Source organism: Dysgonomonas sp. HGC4, assembly GCF_001261715.1.
Taxonomy (GTDB): Bacteria; Bacteroidota; Bacteroidia; order Bacteroidales; family Dysgonomonadaceae; genus Dysgonomonas_A.
This window is the reverse complement of the sequence record NZ_CVRU01000158.1, coordinates 110,293-126,134: the sequence shown is the minus strand read 5'-3', so window position 1 is coordinate 126,134 and position 15,842 is coordinate 110,293. Positions and strand designations below refer to the sequence as shown.

At 35.6% G+C, this 15,842-nt stretch carries 10 protein-coding genes; all 10 read left to right on the top strand.

All coding sequences use genetic code 11. The annotated features are described in order from the left end of the window. Window positions 1-7 precede the first annotated feature (7 nt). The 10 genes from HGC4_RS15495 (at window position 8) to HGC4_RS15450 (ending at window position 15,828) form a co-directional block, all read left to right on the top strand. The gene (locus HGC4_RS15495; protein ID WP_050711044.1) at window positions 8-1,699 is read left to right on the top strand and encodes a glutamine--tRNA ligase/YqeY domain fusion protein; all 1,692 of its coding nucleotides are present in this window, start codon (window positions 8-10) and stop codon (window positions 1,697-1,699) included. Between the two features lie 103 nt (window positions 1,700-1,802). Next, complete coding sequence (locus HGC4_RS15490) at window positions 1,803-3,218, top strand: tetratricopeptide repeat protein (protein ID WP_050711043.1); 1,416 nt, start codon at window positions 1,803-1,805, stop codon at window positions 3,216-3,218. 373 nt (window positions 3,219-3,591) lie between these two features. Then, the gene (locus HGC4_RS15485) at window positions 3,592-6,726 is read left to right on the top strand and encodes a SusC/RagA family TonB-linked outer membrane protein (protein ID WP_242047187.1); all 3,135 of its coding nucleotides are present in this window, start codon (window positions 3,592-3,594) and stop codon (window positions 6,724-6,726) included. Window positions 6,727-6,746: 20 nt separating this feature from the next. Beyond that, entirely contained in the window at window positions 6,747-8,150 is a 1,404-nt protein-coding gene (locus HGC4_RS15480) for a RagB/SusD family nutrient uptake outer membrane protein (protein WP_050711042.1), read from the top strand. A gap of 141 nt (window positions 8,151-8,291) precedes the next feature. Further along, the gene (locus HGC4_RS15475; protein WP_050711041.1) at window positions 8,292-8,804 is read left to right on the top strand and encodes a Fur family transcriptional regulator; all 513 of its coding nucleotides are present in this window, start codon (window positions 8,292-8,294) and stop codon (window positions 8,802-8,804) included. Continuing rightward, entirely contained in the window at window positions 8,801-10,075 is a 1,275-nt protein-coding gene (locus tag HGC4_RS15470) for an adenylosuccinate synthase (RefSeq protein WP_050711040.1), read from the top strand. The genes HGC4_RS15475 and HGC4_RS15470 overlap by 4 nt, the downstream gene beginning before the upstream one ends. A gap of 124 nt (window positions 10,076-10,199) precedes the next feature. Further along, window positions 10,200-10,880, top strand: coding sequence for a zinc metallopeptidase (locus HGC4_RS15465; protein WP_050711039.1), 681 nt, complete (start codon window positions 10,200-10,202; stop codon window positions 10,878-10,880). Window positions 10,881-11,030: 150 nt separating this feature from the next. Then, the gene (locus tag HGC4_RS15460; RefSeq protein ID WP_050711038.1) at window positions 11,031-12,149 is read left to right on the top strand and encodes a metallophosphoesterase; all 1,119 of its coding nucleotides are present in this window, start codon (window positions 11,031-11,033) and stop codon (window positions 12,147-12,149) included. Continuing rightward, window positions 12,146-13,273, top strand: a complete 1,128-nt coding sequence (locus HGC4_RS15455; RefSeq protein ID WP_050711037.1) for a metallophosphoesterase — start codon at window positions 12,146-12,148, stop codon at window positions 13,271-13,273. The genes HGC4_RS15460 and HGC4_RS15455 overlap by 4 nt, the downstream gene beginning before the upstream one ends. A gap of 272 nt (window positions 13,274-13,545) precedes the next feature. Beyond that, the gene (locus HGC4_RS15450; protein ID WP_082204204.1) at window positions 13,546-15,828 is read left to right on the top strand and encodes a GH92 family glycosyl hydrolase; all 2,283 of its coding nucleotides are present in this window, start codon (window positions 13,546-13,548) and stop codon (window positions 15,826-15,828) included. The last annotated feature ends 14 nt before the right edge of the window (window positions 15,829-15,842 follow it).

Genomic DNA, 15,842 nt, shown 5'->3' with positions numbered 1-15,842 from the left:
ATAAGCAATGTCAGAAATAACGCCAGCAGAAGACAAAAAAAGTCTAAACTTTATAGAAGTAATAGTTGAGAAAGACTTAAAAGAGGGAAAAGATGGAGGACGCATTCAGACACGTTTCCCACCAGAGCCAAATGGGTATTTGCATATAGGACATGCAAAAGCAATTTGTTTAGATTTTGGTTTGGCGCAGAAATACAATGGCATTTGTAACCTACGCTTTGATGACACTAATCCTGTGAAAGAGGATGTAGAGTATGTTGATGCTATAATGGAAGATATTAAATGGCTAGGTTTCGATTGGGCAAATGTATATTATGCATCCGATTATTTTCCTAAGCTATGGGATTTTGCCGTTCAATTGATTAAAGAAGGTAAAGCCTATATTGATGAGCAATCTGCAGAGGAAATTGCAAAACAAAAAGGTACACCTACTCAAGCCGGAATCGAAAGTCCATATAGGAATCGTCCGATAGAGGAAAATCTGGATTTGTTTGAAAAGATGAATCAAGGAGTTTTCGAAGAAGGAAGCATGGTGTTAAGAGCCAAAATAGATATGGCTTCATCTAATATGCACTTTAGAGACCCTATTATATATAGAATAATTAAACAAGCTCATCATCGTACAGGAAACCAATGGTATGCCTATCCGATGTATGATTTTGCACACGGGCAATGTGACTATTTTGAGGGAGTAACTCACTCTATTTGTACATTAGAGTTTGTAGTTCACCGTCCATTGTATGATTGGTTTATAGATCAATTGGCTACAAACGAGTACAGACCAGCTCAATACGAATTTAATCGTTTGAACCTTACTTATACAATGATGAGTAAGCGAAAACTATTACAATTGGTAAAAGAAGGTTTTGTAAATGGATGGGACGATCCTCGTATGCCTACTATTAGTGGATTTAGAAGAAGAGGATATACACCAGAGGCAATACATAATTTTATCGATCGTATTGGATATACCAAATATGATGGTATGATAGATTTTGCCCTGTTGGAATATGCAATTCGTGAAGATCTTAATAAAAGAGCAACGCGTGTTTCGGCTGTTATTGATCCTATAAAATTGATCCTGACAAATTATCCCGAAGGACAAACAGAAGTTCTTACTGCTCAAAATAATCCGGAAGATGAAAATTCAGGAAGTCACTCTGTTATTTTCTCTCGCGAGTTATATATTGAAAGAGACGATTTCATGGAAGATGCTCCTAAAAAATATTTCCGTTTAACTCCTGGACAAGAAGTTCGTTTGAAGCATGGTTATATAATAAAATGTACAGGTTGTAAGCATGACGAAGCAGGAAATGTTATAGAGGTATATGCTGAGTACGATCCTTTGACCAAAAGTGGTATGGCAGAAAGTAACCGAAAAGTAAAGGGAACAATCCATTGGGTATCTACAAGTGATGCTATTGATGTAGAAGTTCGTTTATATGATCGCCTTTTTGTGTCGGAAAATCCAGCGGACGAAAAAGAAGGGGATTTTAGAGATTTACTGAATCCGGAATCTTTGATAGTGAAAACAGGTTGTAAAGCTGAATCGTACTTGAAAGAGGCTAAAGCGTATGATCATTTTCAATTTCAACGTATCGGTTATTTTAATCTTGATCCCGATTCTACGCCAGATCATTTAGTGTTTAACCGAACAGTTACATTAAAAGATTCATGGAGTAAAATGAAAGATAAATAAGGTTTACACCTTATTATATATAGCAGGTATGATAAAACCTGTTGTTTTGTAAAATGTAGCACAATATTTGTTTGTATTTATATAAATAATAACAAATTGTCTTATGGAAGAACGAAATATCTCTGATTTACTTTCCCGTTACGAGCAAATGCTCTTGACAGGAAAGAGTGTGTACTTTGATGCCGACGAATATGACGACTTGGCGGAGTACTATGATAAATTGGATGATATTGAAATAGCCAGAGAAATAGTTGATCTTGGGCTAAGTATTCATCCTGATAACGAATCGTTAATGTTGAGATATGGCAAATATCTCGTATATGATGCTAAATATACCACAGCGTTACATTACTTGAATTCTCGTTTCTCGTCGTATGACTTTGAGCTTTATCTGCTAAAGATAGAATGTCTACTGAATCTTGATTTGTATGCGGAAGCATATGAGTTGACTGCTGAAATTCTTAGGGATGAAGATACCGATTTAGATGTGATTTTATCAGAGTTAGGTTTTCTTTACGTAGAAGCCGAATATTATGATGAGGCGATCCTTTATTTTGAAAAAAGTCTTGAGTACGATCCTAGTAATATGGAGGTCTTGAATGATCTTGCATACGCTTATGAAGTGAGATCTGATTTTGCCTCTGCCATAATAGTTTGTAATCAGATTTTGGATCTTGATCCTTATTCAGTAGATAGCTGGATTATGCTTGGTAAATTATATTCATTAGAAGAGGATTTTGAGAAAGCAATCGATGCTTTTGATTTTGCTCTAGCTCTAGATGAAACGAATATCAATATATTAAAGTTAAAGGCTCATTGTTTGTTATTGTCAGAGCGATCGGAAGAAGCTGTTGAGATGTTGCAAGAATGTCTTTTGATGTCTCCGGACGAAAGCCTTTTGTATCTTTCTTTAGCAGAATGTTATATGAGTTTAGAGAAGTATGGAGATGTGCTGAAAGCAATATTATCATATGAAGAGCATGCAGGGGAAACCCCTGAGTCTATGGCGAAAAAAGCACATGTTTATTTACTTCAAGGTAAGATTGATGAATCCGTGGAGTTTATAGATAAAGCTCTAAATGCAGATTCAGACTCTTTCGATGTCAATATGATTGCTGGTGAGGTGTATTTAAAGCTGAATATTCCATCCGGTGCTGAAATTTTCTATAAAAAGGCTCTTTCTCTAAGAGAAGATGAGGCTGAGGAGGTTTTAGAGAAGTTGGTATCTGTATATCTTCGTAAAGACGAGTTGCTAAATGCTATTGAATGCCAACAGCGATTGTTTGAAATGACAGAATCAGCTGGTGCTCATGAAAAATTAGCGTTATTGTATATGGAAAATGGGGATAAAGAAAAATTTCAGACTAGTATTGAATCTTTCGATGATGAATCGCTGTTTTCTATTTTCTCTGTTTTTTATCCAAATGACATCTCAGATACACCAAATCGAGAATCATTGTTACTCCGATTAAATGAGGCATATGAATGTCGGTTGTTGTATAAAAATATTAAGTATTAGAACTGTATATTGTCTTATATTAACATCTAGAAGCGTTTATTATAGCTACTTTCCGGATAAGCACTTATTATATAAACCGTTGGTCTTTTGACTGGCGGTTTTTTCTTTGCATAAATATACAAATGAGATTTTATTGACAAATTGATGTTCATTTTTAATTTTTTAACCTTAAAAGATGTTTAATAGTTCTATCTTTATATCTAATATCTTTTTTAAATAAAGAAAAACTAACATTTAACGTCCCATGTTTTGTGTATTTTGTGAAAAAAACATACATTTGCCTCTCCCATTGTGAAAGAATGTAAACAACTTCCCTTGGATTGTTAGGTAATTGATTGATATTAATATAATTGAGTAATTTAAAGTAGTGTTTATGAAAAAATTGATAATGATTTTGGCTTGCGTGGTGGCAAGTGTCGGGTTATCAGTAGCTCAAACTACACATGTTTCAGGTACTATCTTGGATGATACTGGTGAAACTGTGATTGGAGCTTCGGTCGTAGCTAAAGGTACAACTGTGGGAACAGTAACCGATGTGGATGGAAATTTCTCTTTGAATATTCCATCAGATAGAAAAACGTTAGTAATTTCTCTTATTGGGATGAAAGCCAAAGAGGTTGCTGCCGGAACAAATTTGAGAATAGTAATGGAGAATGATTCCAGATTAATGGATGAAGTGGTTGTAGTTGCTTATGGGACACAATCTTCTCGTACTGTAGCTTCTTCAATTTCTTCTATCAAAGCAAGCGCGATTAAGGATGTTCCTAGTGTGAGTTTCGATCAGATGTTGCAAGGACGTGCTGCCGGGGTTAGTGTAACAACTCCATCTGCGGGTGTTGGACAACCTCCAGTTGTTCGTGTTCGTGGTGTTAACTCAATAACCTCGGGGACTTCTCCTTTATATGTCGTTGATGGAGTACCTATTCAGTCTGGAGATATTGCTAATATGGGTAATGCAAATGCTTTAGCTGACATAAATCCTGCTGATATTGTATCTATGGAGGTCCTGAAAGACGCAGCTGCTGCATCAATGTATGGATCAAGAGCAGCAAATGGTGTTATATTGATAACTACAAAACAAGGTTCGTCTGGAAAAGCAAAAGTTTCGTATGATGCATTTGTTGGATTTTCTGCGAAGACAGGTTTTTATGATATGATGAATGCCCAGGAGTATGTAGACTTCAAAAATATGGCAGTAAAGAACATGTATGGTACAGATGAAAAATCTTTGACTAATGGCTATGTCTCTCCATATGGCAATAAAGCATTTAATTTAATGCCAAATAGTAGTGGTGGACATTATGATACGGATTGGAGTGAAACAGTTTTTCAAAATGGATTTACTCAAAACCAAACTTTAGGAGTTAGTGGAGGTAGTGATAAAGTTCAATATTACATGTCTGCAAATTATGTAACTCAAGAAGGTATTGTTAAAGGAGATAAATATGATAGATTAGGATTGAAGGCTAATGTGAACGCGCAAGCAACCAGCTGGCTTAAGGTTGGACTTAATGCGAATGCAACAACAGGAACAACTTCTTTTGTTGATGCTGCTCGAAATGGTTCTAATTTTGCTATTGGAGGATTTCCTCGTTTGGCACTAGTGAACGCTCCTAATATTCCTGCATTTAATGAGGATGGATCTCCTTATTTTGAAACAAAAGGGTTGGGTTATGGACCTAACACTATATTTAGTACTTTTTCAAATCCTGCAAAAATATTAGAATTAGGAAATGGTATAGAAACAGATGTAAATCGTTTAATGGCTACTTTTTATGGTGAGGTTACTCCTACTAAAGGGCTAGTCTTAAGAACCCAATATGGTTTGGATTATGCAAGAACCGAAGATAGACGTTTTTGGTCTCCCATACATGGAGATGGTGTAAATAGTAATGGTTTAGCTAATAACTATGCCGGGACTAATAATAAATGGACATGGACTAATACTGCTACATATGCATTTAATATAAATGAGAATCACCATTTTAATGTTTTAGGTGGGACTGAGGCCTCTAAGAGACAAATTACATATTGGACTGCTCAACGTAAAAACTTGTCTGATGATATGTTTGTTGACTTTGGTGGACCATTTTTAGATGCAACAGCAGGAGGTAATACCCTTAATAATTCATTACTTTCGTTTTTTGGACGTGTTAATTATGACTATGCATATAAATATATTCTTTCTCTGAACTTTAGACGAGATGGTTTTTCTGCATTAGGACCAAATAATAGATGGGGTGATTTTGGTGGATTTTCTGCTGCATGGAGAGTCTCGGAAGAATCATTCTTCAAACCGTTAAAGACAATAGTTGAAGATTTTAAAGTTAAAGGTAGCTACGGAGTTGTTGGTAATACTAATATCGCCGACTATGCTGCGCGCTCTTTTTATAGAAGTTATTATTATGGAAATTCAGGTACGTATAGTTTGAGACAGATCGGTGATCCTAACTTGAAATGGGAGTCTTCTGTTAAGTATGATCTTGGATTTAATGCAACATTCTTAGATAGATTTACTTTGGATTTTGATTATTACTTAACTAAATCTAATGATCTAATATTAAATGTGCCTCAGGCACCTTCTAAAGGTATTCCGGAAAATGAGTTAACTACAAATGCTGGTAAAATGCAAAATAGTGGAGTTGAATTGACTCTGTCTGTTGATATTCTTAGAAATCAAGATTTTAAATGGACGTCAAGCTTTAATATAACAACCAATAAAAATAAAGTAATTGCATTGGCAGATGGGGTTAATGAGATTTTGAGTGGAGACGCCTCTGGACTTGAAAGAACTAATATTACAGTTGTTGGAAAATCGATAGGCCACCTATATTTGTTCCCTACTGCTGGTATAGATCCTGCAACAGGACGAAGAGTTTTTATTGGGGAAAATGGAGAACGCACTATCTATAAGTATGAAGAGCGTAATTGGTTCACTGAAGATGGGAAACCTTATGATGGAGATTTTACCCAAGTAGATTGTGGAGGAACACTGCCAACTTGGTTTGGAGGTTGGAACAATAATTTCTCTTACAAACAATTTGATATGTCTGTGTTTTTTCAGTTCTCAGGGGGTAATAAAATTTACAATGGGACACGAGCAACTACTAGTGATATGCGTTATTGGAATAATAGTAAAGATGTTTTGGCTAAATATTGGACACCTGAAAGAAGAAACGCAGAATATGCGCTTCCTATTTATGGTGATAATGTGTCAAATGGTTCTGCAATGCCTATTAGTGATTGGGTTGAAAAAGGAGATTATTTGAGATTGAAAAATATATCGATTGGTTATACTTTTGATACAAAGAAATGGTCTTCTAAAATAGGAATTTCGGCTTTACGTCTTTATGGTCAAGCTCAAAACCTATTTGTTATAACTGGTTATTCAGGGTTAGATCCTGAAACATTAACGAATGTTTCTGAGCCTAATCTAGCGGGAGGTGTTGATAAAAATACTTTACCACAAGAAAGGACTTATACTTTTGGCGTTAATGTAACATTTTAATAACAATAAAATATAGCACAATGAAAAAAATATTATATGCATACGCTATCTTTTCAGGACTACTTTTCTTTGGAAGTTGTAGTGATTTTCTGGAAGAAAAGCCTCCGTTATATGTAAATGAAGGAGATATTTACTCTTCACCAAAGAGAATAGAAAGTACATTACTAGGGTTGTATGGAACGATTAAGAATTTTAATACAAATACTAGATCTTTATCATTATTAGGAGGAAAAGGTTATTTAGTTTTTGATAACAGAGGTGATGATGTAATTAATATATCGAATAATTTAAGTTCATTATTTGATACCTACAATATGAGAATTCTGTCTGTATCTGGAGAGAATGAAGACTATTGGACAGCATCGTATTTGGCTATAAATAGGGTGAATACTTTTCTGCAGTCAATAGAAGGTGCTAAAGAGGTGTTAGGTGATGAGAAATACAGTCAATTCAGATCAGAGGCTTTGTTTGTAAGAGCAGTTAGTTATTATTATCTAAATAATTTATATGCTACTCCTTATATCTTAAATAAAGATGCAAAATCAGTTCCTTTAAGATTACAGGCAGAGTCAACCAATGCTAATAATAATTTGGCTGCTTCTACTGTAAAAGAAGTATATGATCAAGTGTTAGCTGATTTGGATAATGCAAATATTGCAGTATTACCCGATGGTGTAAATACTTACGATGGAGCAACTCGAGCAACTAAAGCTGCAGCTCATATGTTGAGAATGAGGGTTTATATGTCTACAGGAGAATGGAATAAAGCTATTGAAGAAGGAAAAGCCGTTAGCGGGTATTCTTTAGTTACGAATGTAACTTCTTTGTATAAAACTCCTTTCTATTCAACAGAGTCTATCTTTTCTCTGCCTATGGCGACAACTAACGTGCCTAATACGCAACAAAGTTTAGCTGAGTATTATACTGATGGCAAGATTTTACTTGTTGATAATGAGAATGGTATTATGTCTAAGCCTAATTATTCATTAGCAAATGATGCACGTGTTAAGAATTTTTTCTCTCCTTCGGATAGAAAGCTTCTTAAATATGTTGATGTTACGAATAAACTAGAGTGGGTACCAATATTCAGATATGCAGAAACTTTATTGGGTTTAGCTGAAAGTTATGCCAATTTGGGTGGAGCAGCAAATGAAACTTTAGCAAAAGGTTATTTAAAGCAAGTAAGATCAAGATCAATTCCTACGGGTGATCCTCTGGTTATAGATGCATTGTCTGGGGAGCAGTTAAAAGAAGCGATATCTAATGAACGACGCTTAGAATTGATAGGAGAAGGTATACGAGGAGTAGATATACTAAGAAAAGGAGAATCTCTGAAGAGAGGAACTTTCGTTCTTAAACCTACTGATAATGGTTATACTTGGCCTATACCTCAAAGTGAACTTGCGTCAAATAAAGAGATTTGAATAAGCTTTATTAAAGATCATTAATATACTGAGGAGCTATCTATTAAAGATAGTTCCTCTTTGTTTATATAAAGTTCTTCCTCCAATAAAAAGTGTCTTCTTCAAAAAAAAACGTATATTTGCTATTCTTGATCTGGTAAAATGGATAATCAGAAGATAAAAGAACAAGTATTAAATAAGTTTACTGAATACCTTAATCAGCATAAACATCGCAAGACACCCGAACGTTTTGCCATACTTGATCATATCTATTCCACAAAAGGACATTTTGACGTCGACTCACTTTTTCAAACGATGAACACCCAGAGTATCAGGGTTAGTAGAGCAACGTTGTATAATACAATCGAATTACTTTTGGACTGTGGCTTGCTTGTGAAGCATCAGTTTGGAGAAAATATTTCTCAATACGAACGTATATACGGCGCCGAAAATCATGATCACCTGATTTGTACAACTTGTGGAAAAGTAAAAGAATATAAGAATGCCAATCCATTTACTCAGACTCAGCAAAAAAGGTTTGCCAGGTTTAAGATTGCTTATTATAGTATGTATATATATGGTACATGTGCAAAGTGTTTAAAGGAGAGGCAGCAAGCGGAGAAGAAAAGTAAAAAGACAGAAGAAAATAAAATAAATACCAATAAGAAGAAATGAAAGCAGATGTACTACTGGGGTTACAATGGGGTGACGAAGGTAAAGGCAAAATAGTGGACGTATTGACTCCGAAGTATGAAGTGGTAGCCCGTTTTCAGGGAGGACCTAATGCTGGGCATACGCTCGAATTCGAAGGAGAGAAGTATGTTTTAAGATCGGTTCCTTCAGGAATCTTTCAAGGAGATAAAGTCAATATCATAGGTAATGGTGTTGTTCTTGATCCTGCATTGTTCAAAGGAGAAGTTGAATCTTTGGAGAAATCAGGACACGATCTGACTAAACGTTTGCTGATATCTAAAAAAGCTCATCTTATTTTACCAACACATCGTTTATTAGATGCTTGTTATGAAAAAGCAAAAGGTGATTCAAAGATAGGTACAACAGGTAAAGGCATTGGTCCTACATATACCGAAAAGGTAGGTCGTGGAGGTCTGAGAGTCGGAGATCTTTTGTGTGGCTTCGATGAGAAATACCAACAAGTAAGAACTCGACATTTAGATATTTTGAATCAATATAATTTCGATTGTAGTTCTTTAGCTGAAGTTGAGAAAGAATGGTTTAGTGGTGTCGAAAAATTAAAAGAATTTACATTTGTAGACAGTGAGTATTATATAAATGATGCATTGTCAAAAAATAAATCGGTATTAGCAGAAGGTGCTCAAGGTACTATGTTGGATATTGACTTTGGTTCTTATCCATTTGTTACCTCTTCTAATACAATATCTTCTGGAGCTTGTATTGGCTTGGGTATTTCTCCTAGTAATATTGGAGAGGTGTTTGGTATCTTTAAAGCATACTGTACAAGAGTAGGAAGTGGTCCTTTTCCAACGGAGTTATTTGACGAAACAGGCGATGAACTTCGTAAATTAGGTTTTGAGTTTGGTTCGGTTACAGGACGTCCTCGTCGTTGTGGCTGGATTGACTTGGTTGCACTTCGTTATGCTATTATGATAAACGGGGTAACTCAGTTGATTATGATGAAAAGTGATGTTCTTGATACGTTTAAAACGATCAAGGCATGTGTGGCTTATGAAATTGATGGTAAACAAACAACAGAATTTCCTTTCGAAATTGGAGATAATGTAAAACCTATATACAAAGAACTTCCGGGTTGGAATATTGACATGACAAAAATGCAGAGTGAGGAAGAATTTCCTCAGGAGTTCATAGAGTACGTCAATTTCTTAGAAGAAGAATTAGATGTTACTATCAGCATAGTGTCAGTAGGTCCTGATCGCGATCAGACTATTAAACGTCAGTATTTCGTGTAATCCGTGATTAGCCTTTTTTAAGTAATTATCAAATTTACAAACAATTAATATGTATATCTTTGGCATATCTTTTGATAAAGATAATTATAAGGTAGAAAAGGTTATTAATTAAAATAGTAAGATTATGTATTTCGGATGGATTTTATTCGGTATAATTGCTTTAGGAGGCTGGATTGTTTCGGCTACTTTACAAAGCAAATTTAAAAAATACTCAAAAGTACCATTAGATAGCGGTTTGACTGGTAGAGATGTTGCATTGAAGATGTTACACGATAATGGAATATATGATGTGCAAGTCGTTTCTACACAAGGAATGTTGACTGATAATTACAATCCGGGCAATAAGACTGTCAATCTGAGTGAAGGTGTATATCATAGCAATAGTGTAGCAGCGGCAGCAGTTGCAGCTCACGAATGTGGTCATGCGGTGCAGCATGCAAAGGCATATGGACCTTTGACATTAAGATCGGCTTTAGTGCCAACAGTTAGTTTTGCATCTAAATGGGTTATGTGGGTATTATTGGCAGGTATATTTATGATCAATACTTTTCCTATATTAATATGGATAGGTATAGCTTTGTTTGCAATGACTACAATCTTTAGTTTTGTAACATTGCCAGTCGAAATAGACGCAAGTAATCGTGCATTAGTATGGCTTAATACAGCGGGTATTGTAAGAGATTCTAATAAAGATAAAGCGAAAGATGCTCTGAAATGGGCTGCATACACTTATGTTGTAGCTGCTTTAGGTTCTTTGGCAACTCTTATATATTATATCTTTATCGCATTGGGGAGTAGGAGATAATCCTTATTCCCTCTAAAATAGAAAGAGTAACCTTATAGTTACTCTTTTTTTTACATTTTAATTAAACGCCTTTTAGGTTGAAATAGTTTTAGATAACACATTCACACTTATAGATAGGATTTCACTTTAAAAACCAAGCTCAGAATAGTTATGAGGTATCTTTTTTTTATTGTTTTTATTTTGCTTTTCTTAGCAGGTAATTATTATGTTTTTTATAGGGCTTGGACTGTTATTCCCCTGAATATAATAACACGCTCATTACTAATCGGAATAGCTGTAATATTAATCGGATCTATTTTCTTGTTGTTCCTGGCTGGAGAACATTTTCCAGTTTCGGTAACTTCGGTATTATATACAATCGGAACATCATGGTTCTTTATATTCCTTTATTTTTTGATATTCAATTTGCTAACCGATTTGATACGTGCATCTCGTCTTGTACCAAGAGATACACTGAATCAATATACGAAAGATAATTGGTTGAGCTTCGGTCTTACAGTGGGCTTTATCGGTTTGTTGATGTTATGCGGATACCTAAAATATCGAATAAAGGAGCGTGTAGACTTACCTATTGAGATAGCTAAAAATATAGGTGACGGAGATTCTCTAACAATAGTAGCTCTTAGTGATATGCACTTAGGTTATGGAATCGGAAAAAGCGAACTTCAACAATGGGTGCAACTGATAAATAAAGAGAATCCAGATATTGTTCTGATTGCAGGAGATATTATAGATAGTAGCCTAAGACCTTTGATTGCTCAGAATATGTCGGAGGACTTGAGGAAGATAAGATCGAAGTATGGAGTCTATGCTGTTATGGGCAATCATGAATATATAAGCGGGGCTGCGGCATCTGCTAAATTTATAGAAGAATCAGGTATTAAACTAATTAGAGATTCTGCTGTTTTAATTGATAGTACGTTTTATGTGGTGGGGCGTGATGATAAGTCAAACCCTAATCGTAAACCATTGGCTGCTTTGACCAATTCATTAGATAAGTCGAAGCCGATTATTCTATTAGATCATCAACCCTATAATCTGGAAGAAGCCGAAAATAATGGAGTAGATATTCAATTCTCGGGACATACTCATCGTGGACAGATATGGCCTGTTTCGCTTATAACAGATATGATCTATGAAGATTCGTATGGTTATTTGAAGAAAGGGAATACAAATGTCTATGTAAGTTCGGGGATGGGGCTTTGGGGCGGAAAATTCCGTATCGGTACACAATCCGAATATACAGTAATTAAAGTGAAAACGAAATGAAAGTTTTTTTCTATCAAGCACTTATAGTACATATTATACTGAATATATATGTATTTATACGAGGATGGCAGGTTTTGCCAAAGAAAAACGTATATAGAATACCTTATGCTTTATTGTTTATAGTAGAGCTTATAGTGTATTTGATAGGACTCATTTTTAATGTCAGCTTACCGGCTGCGATACTAAAACCAATTTTATTGATTGGTACATCGTGGATGGTGTTTATAGGATATACTACGGCTCTTTTACTTATTTATGATCTTATAAAATTTCTGGGACGGAAGTTTGATAAAATTCAGAAATTGAATTTGCAAAGGGTTTCCGTAAAAAGAAGATACATTATAATATCGTTGATAGTCATTATCTCATCTATGACATATGGTCACTATCGTTTCTGGCATCCTGTTGTAACGGAACTCGATCTGAAAGTAGACAAAAAAGTGGATGGGCTTAAGAGCCTACGGGTAGTGATGGTTGCTGATGTTCATGCAGGTCATCTGATTGATAAAAAAGTTTTAAGCATGTATGTGGATAAGATCATGGAGCAAAAGCCAGATGTTATCCTTTTGGTTGGTGATATTATAGATTACGATCTTCCCCCGCTAATAGATCAAAAGATGGATGAAGAGTTTCGTCGATTGAAAGCTCCTTATGGGGTGTATGTATCGACAGGCAATCATGAGTACCGATTGAATGGTGAAGAAAAAATAGCTTGGTTGGGTTCTGAAACAGGTATGACCATGCTGAGAGATACTGCCATAAAGGTGGCAGATAAATTCTATATTGTAGGTAGAGAGGACGATCATGCCACAAAAAGAAAGTCATTATCGGATATAATGCAGCATGTAGATAAAGAACTACCTGTAATTGTAATGAATCACGAGCCTAAACAATTATCGGAAGAATCGACAGAGCAAGCAGATCTGGCAGTTTATGGACATACACATAACGGACAGTTATTTCCAAATAATTTAATAATGAGTCTAATATATGAAGTGGGACATGGATATAAGAAAAAAGAGAATACACATATCTATGTTACTTCGGGGTTGGGACTTGCAGGACCTCAATATCGTATAGGTACTATATCGGAGATAGTAGTCCTAAATCTAAAGTTTAATTAAGGATTCAGTTCAAGAGAGGCTATTGTATGTAATTCTCTTTTGAGAAATTATTGCTATTTTTACACGAAGTAGTAAAGAGTGGTGTTTAACTGCCATTTTTATGACTAACAACACAAGAACAAATATTATAATTAACAGTGAGTATTTAATCCAATACTATTCAGTGAAAACTGGCAGTAATGCTTATACTTACCAATGTAACAAATAGGTCTAAGGCCTTCATTGTCATAAATCTTAAATAAGTTAACTAAAGTATGGTAACAAAAAAAATCATGAGAAACGCTCTAGGTTTGAGTCTTTGTATGGGTTTGATGCTCGGTGCAATTGCTTGTAGCGACAAAGGGCAAAAAGATGCAGAACTAGAGAATCTGACTCAATATGTTGATCCTTACATCGGAACCGGTGATCATGGACACGTATTTATGGGAGCAAATGTTCCTTTCGGATTGGTTCAACTAGGACCAACACAACATAGTCAGGGTTGGGACTGGTGTTCGGGATATCACATCTCCGATTCTACTATCATTGGCTTCGGACATATGCACCTTAGCGGAACAGGTATCGGCGATTTGGGTGATATTTCATTTATGCCTGCAACAGGAGATGTTAAATTAACGAGAGGTACATTACCTGACGAATCTACGGGTATTTACTCTTACTTCTCTCACGATAAAGAAACTGCAAAAGCAGGATATTATTCTGTCCATTTAGATAGATTCAATATTGATGTAGAATTGACAGCTACTAAACGAGTAGGTTTCCATAGATATACATTCCCCGAATCGACAGACCCTAAAGTTATCATCGATCTAGAACATGGTATCGGATGGGATATGCCTGTTGATGGTGCTTTGGTTCAAGAAAATGATAGCGTAATTTCGGGTTACCGTTTTTCTAAAGGATGGGCAAATGACCAACGTATCTATTTTACAGCAGTATTTTCAAAACCAATATCTAAGTTTACAATCTCGGATACTACCGCTGTATACGAAGGTTCAAAAACTCCAATGCGTAAAATCTATGGTCAAGTATTTTTTGATGGAACAAAAGCCGGAGAAAAAGTGTACGCTAAAGTGGCTCTATCTCCTGTAAGTGTTGAAAACGCAAAGAAAAACATGGAAGCTGAGCTTACTGGATGGGATTTTGATCAAACAGTTGCAAATGCAGATAAAGCATGGAATGAAGAGTTGAATAAAATAGTCGTGAAGTCGGATAGCAAAACCGATCTTCGTAACTTCTATACAGCTATGTACCACTCTATGGTAGCACCATCAGTATTTGCTGATGTAAATGGCGACTATTGGGGAACGGACAAGAAAGTTCATACAAATAACGACTTCACAAACTATACAACCTTCTCATTGTGGGATACATATCGTGCAGCTCAACCGTTGCAAACAATTATCCATCCTGAGTTGGCAACAGATGTAGCTAAAACTTTCTTACAAATTTTTAAACAACAAGGAAAACTACCTGTATGGCACTTGATGTCTAACGAAACCGACTGTATGGTGGGTAACCCAGGTATCATTGTTATGGGAGATTTGTTCTTAAAAGGTTTTGTTGCTGATGCTGATAAAGAAGCTGCTTTCGAAGCTATGAAAACTTCTGCTATGTTAGACGAAAGAGGTCTTAATTGGTTGAAAGAATATGGCTATATACCTTACGATAAGGAAAAAACTTTCGAATCGGTAGCTAAAGGTCTCGAATATGCAATAGCAGACTGGTGTATTGCTCAGGTTGCAAAAGAAATGGGTAAGACCGAAGATTATGATTATTTCATCAAAAGAAGCGAGTCATATAAACATTACTTTGACAAAGAGACTCAGTTTATGAGAGGTCTTTCTTCTACCGGAACATTCCGTGTACCATTCGATCCATTGCATTCTACTCACCGCGAGGATGATTATACAGAAGGTAATGCTTGGCAATATACTTGGTTGGTTCCTCACGATGTAAATGGTCTTATTAGTTTGTTTGGAAGCGAAGAAGCTTTCATAACAAAACTTGATTCATTATTTACTATCGAAGGTGATCTAGGAGCAGAAGCTTCTCCTGATATTAGCGGTCTTATTGGACAATACGCACATGGAAATGAGCCTAGTCACCATGTTCTATATCTGTACCCATTTGTAGGACAACAATGGAAAACTGCTGAGAAGGTACGTGAGGTATTGACTACTCTTTATTTTGACAAACCTGCTGGAATCAGTGGAAACGAAGATGTTGGTCAAATGTCATCATGGTATATCCTTTCGGCACTTGGATTCTATCCTATGGCTCCCGCTGGTGGCGACTATATATTTGGCAGCCCACAGATGAAAGAAGCAACCATAAAATTGGGTGGAGGCAAAACATTTACAGTGATTGCTAAAAACAATAATGCAGAGAATAAATACATTCAAAGTGCTAAGCTGAATGGCAAACCTTATACTAAATCGTATATCAACCACAGAGATGTAATTGCAGGTGGTACTTTAGAATTTGAAATGGGTCCTCAACCTTCAAAAACTTTTGGCGTAGATAAAGCTGACAGACCGGTTTCAGTTAAATAAGAAATAGATTTTCT